Source organism: Ruminococcus sp. D54t1_190329_F1, from assembly GCF_015551645.1.
Lineage (GTDB): Bacteria > Bacillota > Clostridia > Lachnospirales > Lachnospiraceae > Blautia_A > Blautia_A faecis.
Genome location: NZ_JADNDC010000017.1, coordinates 79,108 through 95,127 on the forward strand (window position 1 = coordinate 79,108; position 16,020 = coordinate 95,127).

13 protein-coding genes are annotated in these 16,020 nt (G+C 42.3%); all 13 read right to left on the bottom strand.

Annotated features, from left to right (window positions below):
- Positions 1 to 27: 27 nt before the first annotated feature.
- Positions 28 to 390 (bottom strand): MmcQ/YjbR family DNA-binding protein, encoded by a 363-nt coding sequence (locus I2D69_RS09700; protein ID WP_173718693.1) that lies wholly within the window; start codon positions 388 to 390, stop codon positions 28 to 30.
- A gap of 589 nt (positions 391 to 979) precedes the next feature.
- Entirely contained in the window at positions 980 to 1,282 is a 303-nt protein-coding gene (locus I2D69_RS09705; protein WP_227199206.1) for a hypothetical protein, read from the bottom strand.
- Positions 1,266 to 3,182 carry a VirD4-like conjugal transfer protein, CD1115 family gene (locus I2D69_RS09710; RefSeq protein WP_177968931.1) on the bottom strand — a complete coding sequence of 639 codons (1,917 nt, stop codon included), beginning with the start codon at positions 3,180 to 3,182 and terminating at the stop codon, positions 1,266 to 1,268. Before I2D69_RS09710 ends, I2D69_RS09705 begins: the two co-directional genes overlap by 17 nt.
- Positions 3,175 to 4,191, bottom strand: a complete 1,017-nt coding sequence (locus I2D69_RS09715) for a DUF6017 domain-containing protein (protein WP_195379830.1) — start codon at positions 4,189 to 4,191, stop codon at positions 3,175 to 3,177. The genes I2D69_RS09710 and I2D69_RS09715 overlap by 8 nt, the downstream gene beginning before the upstream one ends.
- Positions 4,192 to 4,218: 27 nt before the next feature.
- Positions 4,219 to 5,286, bottom strand: coding sequence for a hypothetical protein (locus I2D69_RS09720; RefSeq protein ID WP_202017131.1), 1,068 nt, complete (start codon positions 5,284 to 5,286; stop codon positions 4,219 to 4,221).
- A gap of 141 nt (positions 5,287 to 5,427) precedes the next feature.
- Positions 5,428 to 6,066 (bottom strand): DUF6100 family protein, encoded by a 639-nt coding sequence (locus I2D69_RS09725; RefSeq protein WP_226855589.1) that lies wholly within the window; start codon positions 6,064 to 6,066, stop codon positions 5,428 to 5,430.
- Positions 6,067 to 6,139: 73 nt separating this feature from the next.
- Complete coding sequence (locus tag I2D69_RS09730; protein WP_118580531.1) at positions 6,140 to 6,697, bottom strand: DUF5697 family protein; 558 nt, start codon at positions 6,695 to 6,697, stop codon at positions 6,140 to 6,142.
- Between the two features lie 210 nt (positions 6,698 to 6,907).
- On the bottom strand, positions 6,908 to 9,733 hold the full coding sequence (locus I2D69_RS09735) for a hypothetical protein (protein ID WP_227199207.1): 2,826 nt from the start codon (positions 9,731 to 9,733) through the stop codon (positions 6,908 to 6,910).
- On the bottom strand, positions 9,630 to 10,124 hold the full coding sequence (locus I2D69_RS09740) for a hypothetical protein (protein WP_177968933.1): 495 nt from the start codon (positions 10,122 to 10,124) through the stop codon (positions 9,630 to 9,632). The genes I2D69_RS09735 and I2D69_RS09740 overlap by 104 nt, the downstream gene beginning before the upstream one ends.
- Before the next feature lie 22 nt (positions 10,125 to 10,146).
- Positions 10,147 to 10,971 carry a hypothetical protein gene (locus tag I2D69_RS09745; protein WP_173719548.1) on the bottom strand — a complete coding sequence of 275 codons (825 nt, stop codon included), beginning with the start codon at positions 10,969 to 10,971 and terminating at the stop codon, positions 10,147 to 10,149.
- Between the two features lie 11 nt (positions 10,972 to 10,982).
- On the bottom strand, positions 10,983 to 13,046 hold the full coding sequence (locus tag I2D69_RS20470) for a transglycosylase SLT domain-containing protein (RefSeq protein WP_177968936.1): 2,064 nt from the start codon (positions 13,044 to 13,046) through the stop codon (positions 10,983 to 10,985).
- A 3-nt stretch (positions 13,047 to 13,049) separates the two neighbouring features.
- Complete coding sequence (locus tag I2D69_RS20115) at positions 13,050 to 15,422, bottom strand: hypothetical protein (protein ID WP_227199208.1); 2,373 nt, start codon at positions 15,420 to 15,422, stop codon at positions 13,050 to 13,052.
- A 71-nt stretch (positions 15,423 to 15,493) separates the two neighbouring features.
- Positions 15,494 to 15,877 (bottom strand): hypothetical protein, encoded by a 384-nt coding sequence (locus I2D69_RS09760; RefSeq protein ID WP_227199209.1) that lies wholly within the window; start codon positions 15,875 to 15,877, stop codon positions 15,494 to 15,496.
- Between the last annotated feature and the right edge of the window lie 143 nt (positions 15,878 to 16,020).

A 16,020-nucleotide genomic window follows, 5' to 3' on the forward strand; every position in this document is an offset into this window, starting at 1 on the left:
TCTATTCCTAAAGGGTATTTAAAAAAATTATTTTCTTCCCGTATCAATTAAATCATAACTCATATCCAAAAAATCCAGTGTTTTACCATCTCCAACAGAGCCATCCAATACTACAGATATCCAATGCTCCTTATTCATGTGGTACCCTGGCCTAATCCCATAGGTTCGTGCAATAAACCCATTTAACTCCGGATTGCATTTCACATTCATAATGTCTACGCTTCCCTCTTCCGGAATTCCTAATTTATTCTTATCTACATTCATAAAAACTGCATACCATTTTCCGTTTTTATGCCGAAGCACCGCTGACTTAGGATCTTTCTTCCAGAGATGCTCCGGTGTTGTTCCATATTGCTCTTTTACATACTGATAAATTGCCTCTTTTGTCAAAAATCTTCCCCCAGTTTACTCTTAGAAATCAAAAAACGAAATACACCATCATTATAGAGAGCCTAATAAACCGTGTCAAGATTTTTGGCGCAAAGGATATTCCCATATTTCCTAAAGTATTTTGTTTTAATTTTCTGATTTTTGATTATAATTTTCACATTTTCAACAATTTTCATTCAAAATCCATTGACTTGTTTTCATTTTTCAATTATAATAAAGATGCTAAATTTTTTAAAGGTTTTTTCATACTTGTTTCATTATTTTCTCCTACTTAAAAACAGTGTTTTTTTAGCAGCGCCCCTAATCGCAGCTGCAACTTGTTATTTTAAGTATGGCCTTTGGTCCCCAAATAGGAACCTCAAAAAAGGAGACTTTTACTTCCTTCTGAAGTCTCCTTTTTTGCTACCCTTTTTGCCAAAAAAATTCAGAGCTATCTGCAAAATCCGAACAATCTCTTCTGCAAATAACCCTGAATTTTTCGGTCGATAGACCTAAATATTAAAAGATAAAAACAAATTATGTTTCTTCATGTTAGCACGATTTATTGTAAAAATCAATAGCTTTATAAAACAATTCGACTTTTTCTTCCCTACGCTTGGTTCTCGTACCGAAGCCTTGAAAAATACCAGACTTTTCCCTGGATATACCTGCAAATATGGTTATCCAATAAATAGCTTTTTTCGCCCAGTTCCGGGTTATCTCTTTTCCAGCCACTCTTTTCCAGGAACTCTTCCATGGAATCATATATTTCAATACAGCCTGCCGCTGCTATGAGCCTGTTATAATCATTCTCTTTTATATGAATATCAAATTCCCTCATGAGAAGGATTTTAAAACCATACCGTACCATGGAATTCTCTTTGATCTGTGACAGATCAATTGTCATCCGCATTCACCTCCCTCCCAGCGAACAAATCTTCTACTCTCGTTACACCCGGCTTGGATTCTGTTTTTTTGCCTGGTTTCTTTTGGGGCTTTGCATCTACAGCGAGCGGTTCTTCACACGCTTCATCCGTACTGGATTTAGGCGGAAGTGAAATAGATGCCTCATTATCCTGCCCCAGATGTGAAAAAGGCTGTTCCTGTGATTTTTCCTTTTCCCATTCTTTGTGCCAGTCTGGTATGTGTTCCAATACTTTTTCCAGCCGGAGCTTCTTTGCATCTTCATGCTCGGTATAGTCCATTTTCTGGAATTTCAACACATTATGTCCTCGGATAATTAAAATCCCCTGGTTTAAGGGATAACGAAGCACCTCATCAGGAAGAAGCAGCTGCCTTTTTCCAAGGGATTTTGACTCTGAATATTCCGGTACATAATCCGTTGCTCGGATGGTATAAAAGTTTTTCCGGACAGAAGCCACCGATACCGTAATCTCTCCTGTCCGGTCACTGTAGTAGGTCGCAGTTGTCATATCATTACACCCAAGGAAGATTGAGAAATCGCATCCTCCAAGGATTTCCTCCCACTGATTGTCTGGGTAACGGTTCTGAAGCTGTGGGATATTCTGAAACAAAATACTCATCCCGATCCTTCTGGATCTGGCTGTAGCAAGCTTCTTTTTGAAGTCCGGGACCACACCGATATTCGGAAATTCATCAAGGATAAAGCTTACAGGAACCGGCAGCACGCGTTCTTCTGTTCGATCCGCCAGACGAACCAGTTTGATAATTAGAAATGAAGTGAAAAGAGTTGCCAGCATATCAAATGTTGAATCCTGATCGGATGTGATACAAAAATATGCACACTTTTCTTTTCCTGGAAGGGAAAGATCAATATCCGTATGACTGGTAATCTGTTGTACCAGTTTATTTTGCAAAATCTGTAACCTGGTTCCAAGTCCAAGCACCGCATTTCCTTTTACCTTTTCTGCTTTTGCAAAGAGCTGATAAGGCCCTTTAGCCGGATGGTTCGTTGGCAATCTTTCAAAAATCGAATCCAGCATATCGACACTTTTATTGAGCAAGAGTTTATATGCTTCAGCAAAGGTTCGCTGTTCTGGTGGATATTCCTCATACACATACAGGCAAAGAGCTTTTAATAAATCCATCTCCACATTATCGTAAAAATGATCAAATTTGTCTGTGGTGTTACGAATGACAACATCACAGAATACATCGATCAGCTCTCCCTCATCAATTTCCGCCAGACAGTTCCAGGCATCTGAATGTGTCAGCTGAATCAGATTTAACTGTTTTACCACATATCCTGACTCCTTCAGATAAGCACATAAATCCTCATAAAGTTCAGACTTTGGATCTGTGATATACATGCTCTCCCCACGGCGTACGCATTGTAATGCCATCACCCTTGCAAATGCTCTGGATTTCATAGAACCTTGGGAGCCGCAAACAGCTATATTCCGGTTCAGCCTGGAATTTACCGGAAGGCTTAGAACCTTACCGGTTCCAAGCTCCCGACCAAATATGATTCCGTTTACGCCGTCCATTGATTTATCTGCTCTTAAGATCTCCGCCTGTTCCTCTTCTTTCATAAAACCAGCGGTTCCATAGGTTCCCTGGTCGGATAATTCAAAGCCACGCTCATCCTGCAATGGATTTTCACTTCCCCGATAAATCACAAGTGCCGTAAGAAAGAAAAGCACCAGAACAGAGAACAGGATCCACATCCTGCCCCCGGTGCTGGTCCATCCTGCAGCCATACAGTGAATAGGGTTTAAGTCAACATTTGCATCTCCAAAAAGAATATATAAAAATCCTCCCAGATATCCTGCCAGCAATACTGCCCCAATCACAACCAGAACCAGTTTCCATTTATCAAATTTTTTAAACATCCTTTTTCCTCTCATTCCCTCTCATTTCTTCTGCCATATTGTATTGATATAGGTTGTCGTAATAGCTGCTCATGGTATTTACCGCATTATACAGGGCTGTTAGAAGAACCGCCCGGATATTCCTGGCTTTTGTAGTATTAGAATCCATACTGAACAACACAAAATCCACATGCTCTTTCGTTAGCTTTGCGAACTGGGCCTTTACCACATTTACTGACTTTTCCTCCCTGTTCACCCGGATTATCTCTGCTGAAGAAGTCATCACATCCACGATCAATCCCAATATTTCCCCTACTCTGTCATCATGTGGATGATCCAATATCAGGTTTTCATACTCAATCTGCCGTTTTATCTGATCTTCCACTTCCCGATATGAAGAGAGGGAGAAATCTTTGTTAAAGTCTTTGTATGTATTCTTTGTATATGTCTCCCCCAAATCGGGGACAGCTGTCACTTTTTTCGGGGATACCCTCTCACTTATATTAGTGACCCCTGTCACTTTTTTCGGTGGGGGCTGTCCCCCAAATGAGTGATAGGGGGTATCTGGTATCCCTATGAATGCATTTTCCAACGTTTCCGGATAGGTTAATTGAATTAATACATCTACATCCAGATTTAGGAACATGACATTGGAGTAAAGTTGCCCTTTGATGTTGACTGTCCGAAATACCCTTGTTACCACTCCTAGCTTTTCCAGTTCAACGATAGCGTTCACCGCATCTCGTTTCGTGATACCAAACTGATCCGCCAACTGCTGATAGTTTCTCTGTAGAATGTCAGCCTGGAATTTCTTTTTGAATCCACACAACTGCCCGGTTGCCTCATCCCGGATTTCCATCGGCCTATACCAGTACACAATATCTGCCAGAATAATGATTGCATTCAGGTTTGGTTTTCCGGTTTCTTTTTTAATTGTGTGATACCAGGTGGACGGAATGACATTTCCCGTAAACTGCAGGCGGCACATCCTGTTTACTGTTTCACTTCCAGTGTCAAATAGATTACTCATAGACACCTCCTGACTTAGACTGTGGGCTTATTCGTCCCTGCCCTTAGTCAGATATTCCATGATTTTATCTGTATTCAGCTCACGAACCCTCACCCCCTCTCCAAAATATGCTCTGAGCACATTCGCCTGGTAATCTAAGCAGATGATTGTTCCTTTCTGCTTCCAGCCAATTTCCTGCTTTATGCGACACAAATGACGCATATCCAATTCATGACAGAAATAGATTAGCTGCATGTCCTTATCAAAGCCCTCGCTTAAGGCGTATTGTTTACGCCTTGGATACTTTACTAATGTTGCTAACAGATTTTTTATCTTCTCCCGTTTCCAGGAAGTTAATAGAAGCTCCATCTGAACCTTTGCGTTATCTGTCCGCGGGATGTAATAATAGTGTTCGTACACATCATCTACCTGATATAGATTTTTGCGAACACCGCCATCACTATTTAAAAGTTCAAGAAGGAAATCCATAGTATTTCCCAAGATAAGCGAATCAGCCTGTCGTAATCCTCCACCAATTAACAGCATACGTTCGGTCCAGGTACGCATTGCCATTTCCATCTTTTGCGCCCATTTCATTCTTTTTGCCATGGTGTTGTAAACGACATAAGCTGTATCCCCGGTAAGTAGCACGCCGCAGGCTCTGGAACCCTTGATTGCTTCTGCGCTCTCTTTGTATTCCAGACTGCCATAATACACTGCTTTTTTCCCACTTTTTTCAAACCCATTTCCAAGATCTGGCTTCTGGCTTTGAAAAATCTCAATACCCATCTTCCAAAGAAAGACCCATACCTCGCTCATCCGATAAAGCCGCAGCCTCTTTTCCGGTTCACTTTTCACATGATTGGTCTGTGCAGATCCAGAAAGAAAAAAGGAAAGGTCATCTTCATACCTCTCCAGAAGATACCTTTTCCCTTTACCCCTTAACACATACCCCTTATATCCGCCTGCATTTCTCACAGAGATATAATTTTCCTTTTTCAGCCTGGTAATAAGAGCTGCTGCATAAGATTCTGATTCTACAATTTCTCCTACCAGGCCTGCTGGCAATTCCCCTGATATCGCAATCAGTCTTAACAACACATCCTCCTTTTTCATTTCCACCTCCCACTCAAAATCAATAAGAATCTGTACCCTATATGTTGAATACTTGGGTATCTTTTCTGGATTCTCATATCCCAAAATGCCTTATTTTTCAAACACTTAAATGCCTATTCTATATATCGAATTTTTCTGATCTTAAAGTGCTTCTTTTTCGATATCCAAAAGCTGGCTGTTTTCACGGATCCAACCTGGAAATTTCTTAGCCTCCATCACATATAATAATGTGCCATCTTCCATTCCAAGCCTAGTTGTATGAAAAGTATCCACATAAAAACCACTATCTGACTTCATACAGAAACTGGAAACAATGTCCAGTACATGTTTTTCCTCAATGTTATCGTGATCCCGAACACGTCCTACCAAAGGCAGATTTTTATTATAAACATGCACAAAACAGACAAGGCATTCTTCGAAAAATGGGATTTCCAGCGCCTTTTTTACCCGTTCCAAGCACCAGTTCTGAAGTGCTGTATGCAGTGGCTTGTATAAAAAATCCGTGTAAAAATCTTTTCTATGGGGCACCAGAAGTGGCAATGCCACCTTTAGGATTCCCTCAGAAAATTCCACCTCGATTCCATGAATGGTCACAAGCTCCGCCTTGTAGTTTTCGTATTGAACTGGGTTAACTGTCACTTCTAAGGTAAGCCTTCGAAGCTTATCGGTTAATTTTTCAGATGTTTTTGCGGCTTCCAGGACTAACTCCGTGAAATAATCATATTGAAGTTCCGATTTTAAACGGACACACGAAGTAAGAACATTCCGCGACTCCGCCATATATTGCTCCATCCGCCAGCTTAAAGCCTGAGTCTCATCCAGCTGGTCCTTAATTTTTCCAAACGGCTCAGTACTATTCTTCTGATCCGCCTTGACTATATTGGTAATACTCGACTTCCCCACCTTCTTTCACAACACAATACCCAATCACATCCGCTATGTGAATAGCCGATATATAATCGGGATTTTCGACTACAATAATATGTCCGCAACTGTCAATTTTTTTCCGCGAAAACAGATTGTTTACCACCGTAACTTCCGCCTCTGAAATGTACAAAATATCAAAGATTTCTCCCTCTCCGTAGAATACGATCCGTACCGGATACTCTTCCTTCGAAGCAGGAAAGTGTTCTTCCACTTGTTTCTTTTTCATCACATCAACCAGTACCCAGACAGCCTTCATAGTTCCCAGATCCTTAGCAGCAATTGCTTCCTCACTTGCTGCCACCACTTCCAGTTCTGGATGAATGAAAACCTGCCGCTCTTTTTCCAACGCCTTAAATGCTTTTCCTACAAAATGATCCCTGCCATCTAATGCAAAATAAGCATAAATCTGTGCCTTTTCCAAAACATGGTATTTCTGCACAAGCTCTCTGGTTTCAGCAATGACAGGTCTTTGTTTATTCTCCATTTTTTAATACCTCCAGCCAATCTTTTCAATTATCTCTATGACGCATAAAGGACGTTTTCTTTACGTCATTTATAACAACATTCACATTTTTTGTGATAATACGTCTTATATGTGTCTTTCTATACGTCATGAATGACATTTACCATTTTTTCAAACACGAATGCGTCATATATGCCGTACTCTATACGTTTTCTATACGTCCTTTATGTGTCATTCCGTGTTTCCATAAGCGGATTCCCCATACTTTTGAATCCTGCCTTTTAATTTCTGCAGGTCCTTCCGGTCTGTTGTGATCAGATCCTTTTCTAACTGACTTGCTTTAAACTCAACAACCAGGTTATTGCTATTTGTTGAAATAAGTCCACAACCTCTCTCAAAGTGAACAATAGAATTAAACTCCGCTTCTGATAAATCCAGTTCCTTTTGTATCAGCTCTGCCTCTGCCACCTCCAGGTTTAAAATGATTTTGGTTTTCGCGTTGCTTAAGATTCCTCTTCCAATCTTGCCTCCGTTCAACTCATAGTAATCAACAAGATCCTGTGAGGCACTGATTGCAGCTCCACCATAAGCACGAATGGTTTTGTAGATTCCCTGGATATAGTCAGCTGCAAGTTCATTAGAGGACAACAGCTTCCAGGCTTCATCAATGAAGATTGCTTTTTCTCTGGTTCGGTCTTCCTTCGTCCGAGACCATACGTAATCAAGTGCTACAAACATTCCAATCAGCAGATCTCCTGATAATTCAGAAATGTCAAGTACCACATATTTATTATTCAGATCCACATTCGTCTGCTGGTTAAAGCTGGCTGCGGAACCGTTCACCAGACGATTTAAGATATTGGCAAGCCGCTTACACTCTTCCTTTCGAAGAAGGACTTCGTGTAAATCTCCCAGGATTGGCATTTTTCTATAACCCCCTGGCTTTGTCGGATCAAACAGACTCTGGTTATCATGGGTGATTCCCTTTTCCTGGTAACAGATCACCATAGCCTCATCAAGAAGCTGCTTTTCCTCATGCGTCATATCTGGTACCAGAAGGCTGAAAAAGATATGCAGGCTTTGGATCTTCACGGCTAGTTCTGAACGTTCCGAAACATATCCATCCAACAGCTCACTGGTAGCTTTATCAGACTGCCTGATTTCCATAACGTTGATACAATTGGAAGATGCTGGCGAAATCTGAATGAATGTGCCACCAATGTTATTGCAGGCCCTGGCAAATTCGTGTCCTTTATCCGGGGCAATGATAAATACCTGGATATTTTTTCTTCTCATACGTAGCGCCATAAGCTGCATGGTGAACGTCTTTCCGGAACCAGAAGTCCCGAATATAACCATATTGGCATTTTTATAAACAGACGTATTGAAAATATCCACCAGAACAAGGGAACTGTTTGCCTTATTCACGCCCATCAAAATACCATCTTTATCCGACATTTCATAGGCAGTAAATGGATAGCAGGCCGCAGCTCCTGATGTTAGAACATTTCGTTTGGATCTTTCATAGATTTTCTTATCCAGGCACAACAGGGGAAGAGAGGACAAAAATCCCTGTTCTTCCCCGAATAGACACTTGGATACCCCGATATCCTGCGAATTTAACAGCTTTATCATCTCTTTTGAGCGCCATTCAACTTCCCGCGCACTATGCCCTGTAACGGTAATTAAGGTGCTCATATAGTAAAATTCTTCGCTTCCAGAGAGTCCACGTTTCAGGTAATAACCTGCCTGAATGGATTCACTTAAACTGTCAAAATCACTGTTGGAATCAAAGGTATCTTTTATTTTTGAGCGGTTCAAACGGATCCGCCGCCCGATCCGCTCCATGCTTTTATTTTTATCCTGGCGAAAGAAAAACAAATCTATATCAATTCCCTCACCAGCGTTAATGAGAAGGGAAAGCCATCCAGCAGGCACCCTGGAACGATATCTGCCAGATGGAATATAGAGGTAGGCATGATAAATGCCATCCAGAATCACATATTTATAGCTTTTAAAATTCAAAGAATCTGGTGCAATCAGCTCTGTCACCGGAATTTTTGCCACACTTTCTTTCCCGTTTTCCAAGATATAATGATTCCGTACTTTTTCAATCCGCTCATCCAACGTTGTTTTAAGGCTCGTATCCCGATTTAAAAGCTGATAAAACACTTCCACACAAAACCGAGTTTCATTTTTATGTTCCAGGACCACATTTCCGCACATGGCAAGATATTTCTTCGCAGTCTGTACTGCAGACTGTAAATACAAAAACATATCTCTTTCGTTTACAGATTTGGTTCCGCTTAATGGATATTCAAAAATGAGAAAGAAACGGCGTGTAATGGCTTCCCGGGTTCCTAGCTGTGTCAGGAGCTTTGCATAATCTTCCTGTAAGATTCTGCATCGTTCATCTGGTTCCTGTTCTGCTTCTCTTCGTATCTTCTCTATATATTCTTTAATATCCGCTTTCTTGGATAAAACCTTAAACTGCAGGTTTGGTGGTGCAATTTTCAGATACGAGGCAAAAGAATAAATGATATTTCTTTTCTCAGACGCAGAACGGAGCAGAAAGTTGATAGGCAAAATTTCAATGATCTTAATGTACCTTTCATCTTTTGTTTGAATCACTCCATTTTTTATCTGACTGATTGGCAAATAGGACGAAGCCCAGGTCACTGGAAGAATATCCAGGTCACCGGCGTTCTCTTCCCTGCCTTTTGTTTCTACCTGTTCTGTATCTTTCACCGGAATAGGCTGTTTTTCCTTTACAGTTTCTTCCTCTGTCTGCACAGCCAGATTTTTCCGGAGGCTGCGTTCTTCTGCTTCCTGTTCATGGAACCGGGCGACAGCTTCCCGTTTTTCTTTTTGCGCCTGTAATCTGTCTTCTTTTTTCCGAAGTTTTTCTTCCTGCACATCCTGGCGTTTTTGAAGTCTGGCAGTATTCTTTCGCTCACGCTCCTGCTGCCGTTTTTCCCTTTTTTCGAGTTTCTCGGATTTCTTCGCCTCCTTCAGTTTTCTCTTCAGTTCTTCGACTTCGCTTCCGATCTCTGCCACCCTCCTTTTTTCTCTTTTTATGTTCCCGTCTGCAGCGTTTCTTCTGCTGTTTCCGGATACGGCGGTTTCGTTTCAAACGGTACTGACCGCTTGGTGCAGTTAAAACACGCCTTTTCACCATATACGAAAACAGCTGAATAAGAAAAGAGGAAAGACTTTCGCCCTGGACACCGATTACTGCCAATATCACAAGCGGCAGAATCAGGATGATCCCGACATAAATCTTCCCTTTTATTCCAAGATTTAAAAATACTAAAAAGCGGATTCCAACGAGTGCCAAAAATGCTGCTTCTACCACATTTCGGGCTTCTGCCCTTCCAGAGAACAAAGTTCCATCTCTTACAAAATTAGGTGGAATGATATATACGTCTGAATGGTCATTTTGTGTCATTTTTTGTGAAGCTCCTTTCCTGTTATCTCTTTTTAGACCATATCAGGCCACCGATTGCGGCAATTAGAGCCACCCCTACGCCGAGCAGTATAAATGGATTCTTCTGTTTTACTGCATCCACGATATTCACCTCCTGTGCTTGATTTTCTAAAATCCCCTCTGTCTCCTCTTCCTGTCCTTTCTGCGGAAGCACATTCATTTCATCAATAGGATTTTCATTTTTCTCTGCAGCCTGAGATTCTTCCCCTGCTGCAGGGATTTTCTCTATAACGACCTCTGTTACTGTAATCTTTTGCACCAGGAGACCTTCTTCTGGAAGATTCTGATACATATTCGAAAACTCTGTTACAAAAGACAGATCTCCCTCCGTTGCACTTACAGACTGAATCCGATAAGTTCCACTTCCAGTGGACAGATTCCACTCATAGAAGTTGTCCGCATTTAGGAATACCGTTTGGGTTACCCCATTTTGTTCTTCTAAAATAGCCTCTATCGTACCAGCAAATCCGTCAAAAACCTGTGCCCGAAATGCAATGACTGCCGGAACCTGTTCGGTACCTGTATAATTATCCTCCAACCCTGCTTCCATGGATTCCGAGCGTCTAAGGATAGCACCCTCTTCATCAAAGAGCACATATTTTCCAGCTGGATTGACGGTATCATAGCCCCAGCCATTCCGAAGCATTTCTCCACTTTCCAGATATCCATGTCCGTCATCCCAGGAAACAATCTGGGGAAGATCTGTAGAATTCTGCGTGTTCGTGTTTGCAAGTACCGTAATTGGCATTGCCAGTAATACAGAAGAATATAGTCCCATAAGCAACCAATATTTCAAATGTCTGTCCATAATCCCACCTCTCATTTTCCAATGATCCAAAAGGCTCCATCTGCCAGGTCACGACCGTAAGAAGCAATCGTTTCCACGCTGTACACTTTTCCAGTACGTTCCCTACTGGCACAATCGGCAATGGTGATATAGCCATCTTTAGTAACACCCGTCAGAACAATAAAATGCCCGCTTCCACTTCCCGTTATGGTGTAGGCTTCGCAGATTTCTACAACCATTTTTCCATCTTTTAAGGCATTTACAATATCCCCCATCCGGTCTTTTCCTACCCTTTCACAGTTAAGTCCCCAGTGATGGGCTGCATTCATCGGAAAGGAATGGCATGTTCCAAGCCCATAGATATATTCCCCGTTTGCAATGGAAAACGCGCAGGTCATCTCAGGAGTCACCGTCTGCCCGGTTAAGGTTGAAATTACAATGGCAAGGGATGTTGGACCGCATCCAGAGGCTTTGATCGTACTGGCTCCATAAGACATGGTAGCCCAGGGATCTTCTCCCTGGTTATAATAAACAACCTTTTTGACGCCTTTTCCCACCGTATCATAGGTGATAATATCCCCAGTCGCGTCAATATTACCGATATAGGTATCACTCCCACTGGTTCCACCAGTCAGAAAGTCCGTCCAGTGAAAGACATTGTAAAGGGCATTTTTGACAGCTTCTACACCGCCTTGCAGGTATTCCAACAGCTTTAATACAAAATTGAATGTGCTTTCATTTGTCACATATTTATATTGATAGCCGCTGCTTCCTGTCAGCTGTGTGTTCAAGATCAATGCCAGAGTGTACTCTACAACCTTTGTCGTTACTGTCCTCTTTTCTTCCCAGACATTGCCTCCCTGCTCCAGGACCTGCCGATAAGTCTGTTCATCTGTTTCTGCCCGGCTTCCATTCACATCCAGACAGTAGACTTTCTGTTCCATTTGGCCTTCCCATTCATCTGTTACAGTCCACGAAAAAAAGCTGTCCACATTTTGTGCGACAGCCTCCTTTAACACCTGATATGATTTCTCCAGGGACTCCTGATCTGTTTTTATTTCTGTGGAAGTACCGGATGTACTATCGTGAATCTCGACAAGCCCTAACACTTTCTTGACATAGGCCTGGGTTTCGGAATATGGCGGTACTTGATAACCATATTTGATAACTGCATAAGGTCCTGCATTATATCCAGCGACTGCAAGCTCTAAGCCATTGGAATAGCCTTTAAATTGCTCTACCAGCTGGCTGATGAATTTGGCGCCGCCCATAATATTCTGGTACGGATCATAAGGATTGGATACTCCAAGGGAAGCCGCCGTTTCCGGCATAAGCTGCATTAAGCCTATTGCCCCAGCACCTGATACCACATTCGGATTAAAATCAGACTCCGTTTTACAGATTGCAAGAAGCAGCGCCACTGGCACATTATAGGTCCTGGCAGCTTCCTGAAAATAGGCATCATAAGGGCTGGAAAGGTTGGTGTCCATATCAAGTCCCAGAACATTTGAATATCCAAGGAAAGAAGATATGGTGCTGTTGTCGCATTTATCCATGAGCATAACAGACAGATAATAGGATAAGCTTCTTTTTAGTTTTGTCTCAAACTCATCCACCACAACCAAAGTAGCATGCGCATATTTTTTCATCTGGTCTGCCTGGATTTCCTGCAAATGTAAATCCCTCTGCTGTCCTATGATCTGCAAAATCTCATTCTGATAATCTGCGTTTTGCAGAATTTGCTCCGCTCTGTTCCTGATATTTGCAAGCTGGTTGGACTGTGCCTCATTTGCATAGGAATCCGCGGTTGCAAACCCCAGATAGTTGAATATAATTCCGATCATGTTTGCAATAATAAACATCCACAAAAAAAGAAATAGAAATATAGCACCAAACACCTTCCAAACTGTTTTGCTGCCAGCCAAGGTTCCTACTAATGTTCCAAGCGGCCCTGCCATAGCAGTCCCGGCTGCCACACCAGAAGCAGTTCCACCAGCTTTTACAGCTGCCGATACCGCATAAGCAGCCTGTGCCGAATGAGCGATCATTTCACTCCCCTCATCAAGAGGGGAACTCTCTTGTCTTTCGTCATCCATAGCTTAATCCTCCAAGCTTCCGGTATCTCTGGTACCCTGTTTCTGTCCTCTTAACTCACTTCTTGATTTTGGAATTTCCAGGATTCTATGAGGATTGCGTAGCAGTTCCATATTCATAGGCATTTGTGCATCCTCCGTCTGGATTTCTTCCATACCATTTATTTCCTCTGAAAGTGTAAAGCTGTCATTTGCCTCTTCGATTGGATCCAGATTATCCTGTTCCAGGTATTCGTCTGGTTCCTGAATATAACTTTCTTCAGGTTCATTTATGCCATTTAAACCGTCTATAGCGAAATCTCCAGTTGTAGAATAATTTCCAAGGTCACCAGATTCTGCTGATTGTGCAGAAGACTCTCCCATGTTTGTAACCTGCTGCTCACTTTCTATATTCCCGGAAATACCAGAATCCGAATATGTAGGCGTTTCCATTTTGGGAACATCCGACACGTTACCAGAAGCATTTCCAACCTCTTCTGAAAAACTATTCGCGCAGCTTACCTCCGTATCTGGACTTGCATGAACACTCTCATTTCCAGACACAGCGTCCAGGATTCCAAAATCCGCTCTGGAATCAAAAGAAAATCCGTTTTCACCAGCAGTATTTTTATCTGAACCTGAATACTTGCTATTTAAGTGGCCAGATACATCCGCTTCAAAACCACTGGCAGAATAAGATCGTTCTCCTTTTCCATCAGAAGGAATATTTCTGCCTTCTTCCTGCCTTTTGTTACCAATGCCTCCTCCAAGATCCGTTTCCATTGCATAATCCGAAGTCCCCATGCCTGTCTCCGAAGCTGGATATTCACCAAGTTCTGCCATAATGCCATTATCACTGCTAAATGCAGATGCTCCTTCAAATGGCTGCGCTTCAAAAGACATAGAATCACTCCGGGCTGTGGTTTTTCCATCCGGGAAATCAGGTTCTCCTGGATTCTCCATTTCACCCAGTCCATTTACACTTGATAATGTTTCGGAGAATCCATCTTCCATAGTTTCGTTTGTAGTAACACCTTCTGAAGAAACAGCCTCTCTGCCTGAAGCTTCCTGATATTCTGGTAAGCTTCCCGTATTCAGATCCATTACAGTCCCTTCCGGTTCTACGAAATCATCGGATTCCATCCCAGGTTCAATTTCACTTGCAGATGTTACAGCAGTTGCGGCTGTCCCAGACACATAAGATGTACCAGAAGACTCCGTTCCATTTGCATGAATTCCCAGTTCGTCCAGCACATTTGCTGAAGCAGTATTTGAATGATTCACACTCTTGACACTTCCAGCAGCATTCCCATGCTTTTCTGGATATTCCGTATCAAAATCCCCACCCCAAAACAAAGATTCGATATCCACTTCATTTCCACCAGAGGGATTCATAGGGATAGGCCCCGCCGGTCCGGTAAAGCCATTTGTGGGGTCTGTGTTTCCCATGTTCGTAGATCTTCCTGTACCGTTTCCACTTCCATCCGTTCCAGAAAATACCCTTCCTGCCTGTGAAAAAATACGCTGTGCCGCCATAGCTGCTCCAAGTGCTCCCATGCCAGGGGAAGGCCGTCCAAGATTCACACCTAACGCCGCCATATAAGAATCCAGCTTGAATGTAATTTTACAAAAGCCCACCAGACACAAAGTTGCTACAAAAAACTTCGTGAAACCATAACCGCTTGCCATCATATTTCCATAACCAGACAAAAACATCTTTAAACACCAGGCATTTAAGATGATCAGAACTACCTGTCCACCAAACATTTTCGACCAGGATGCAAGGATGTTGTTCGTGGACTTAGATCCACCGGTTGCAAATGCCAGCGGTGCTGTATAGGAAAATACGCCCAGTAAGACATACCTCTCCGCAATAATGAACAACATTTTAAAGTAGTTCCAAGCCACCACAAACTGCATGATAAGCATTAGAATTGCAATACTGACTGTCCCAAGCCCTAGCGGTGCTGTAATCCCCTCTAAGGCAGTTACATACTCCGAAAAACTTTGCACCTTGATGTCGGTTCCAATCCCCCATTGATATGGCGTTCCCGCAATTTTCAATATGTAATTAATAACAGGCTTTGAGGCAACCACAAAGAACAAGCAGATGGAAGAACGTCCAATTAACTCGATTGGTTCTTCAGCATTTATTCCAACCTTCCCGAACATGGATTTAAACAGCTGCCAGATCAGGATCATAAGTAACAAAGCAATTCCCATAGGGACAATCACATTCTGGTACAGACTTCCTACTACAGAAAACAGTTCTTCAAACAGGGAGAGGTTACAGGATAGTAAATCTGTAAATACATCCGTAATCAGTCCCATCATATCGATGATAAACTGAGATACCATTTCTTTGACTGCATCTACCAGAAGATCCAGCAGCCAGCTCATGTTTCATTCATATCTATTATAGATACCCTCCTTTTATGCCGGGAGAGCTCCGGCTTTTTCTTTTCTTCAGATCATCCCGTAAACATACTCTGTGGAATGATCTTTTCCAGATACGTTACAATCGCACCCAATGTCATAAGTGCCGCCCAGCAGATAACAATCCTTTTTAACCAGGATCTGGATTCATCCACAGTTCGTCCCGATTTGCTAAAATTCATTAGAAAAAGGCATACTGCCGCACAAACCACAGCTGCCACAGTTGCAATGCCAGCTACGTCTGTATAAACCGTCTGCATTGCATTTTTCGCAGTTGCAAAAATGTCATCCGCATACACGGGTACTGCGGTCATAAGAAGTACACCTGTCACACAGTATACAATTGGAAGCGCTTTTACAAGCCAGTTTTTCTTTCCAAAACGTGCAGCAATTTCATCTTTTACTTTCTGTTTTTCCATAGACTTCCTCCCTTCAACTAAACTCCGGAAGATCAGCTTCTTACAAGGTCCTTCTGTGCAATCCGGGTAGAGTAGGCGGATGAAATTTTCATCCGCCCCTCATCAAACCGTGCATGAGGTTCTCCCTCACACGGCTTTCCGAC

Bases quoted from the DNA above. Each gene is read 5' to 3' on its own strand.
- I2D69_RS09705 (WP_227199206.1), bottom strand. From the start codon at position 1,282: ATGCGGATGACAATTGATCTGTCACAGATCAAAGAGAATTCCATGGTA.
- I2D69_RS09710 (WP_177968931.1), bottom strand. From the start codon at position 3,182: ATGTTTAAAAAATTTGATAAATGGAAACTGGTTCTGGTTGTGATTGGG.
- I2D69_RS09715 (WP_195379830.1), bottom strand. From the start codon at position 4,191: ATGAGTAATCTATTTGACACTGGAAGTGAAACAGTAAACAGGATGTGC.
- I2D69_RS09720 (WP_202017131.1), bottom strand. From the start codon at position 5,286: ATGAAAAAGGAGGATGTGTTGTTAAGACTGATTGCGATATCAGGGGAA.
- I2D69_RS09725 (WP_226855589.1), bottom strand. From the start codon at position 6,066: ATGGCGGAGTCGCGGAATGTTCTTACTTCGTGTGTCCGTTTAAAATCG.
- I2D69_RS09730 (WP_118580531.1), bottom strand. From the start codon at position 6,697: ATGGAGAATAAACAAAGACCTGTCATTGCTGAAACCAGAGAGCTTGTG.
- I2D69_RS09740 (WP_177968933.1), bottom strand. From the start codon at position 10,124: ATGACACAAAATGACCATTCAGACGTATATATCATTCCACCTAATTTT.
- I2D69_RS09745 (WP_173719548.1), bottom strand. From the start codon at position 10,971: ATGGACAGACATTTGAAATATTGGTTGCTTATGGGACTATATTCTTCT.
- I2D69_RS20470 (WP_177968936.1), bottom strand. From the start codon at position 13,046: ATGGATGACGAAAGACAAGAGAGTTCCCCTCTTGATGAGGGGAGTGAA.
- I2D69_RS20115 (WP_227199208.1), bottom strand. From the start codon at position 15,422: ATGAGCTGGCTGCTGGATCTTCTGGTAGATGCAGTCAAAGAAATGGTA.
- I2D69_RS09760 (WP_227199209.1), bottom strand. From the start codon at position 15,877: ATGGAAAAACAGAAAGTAAAAGATGAAATTGCTGCACGTTTTGGAAAG.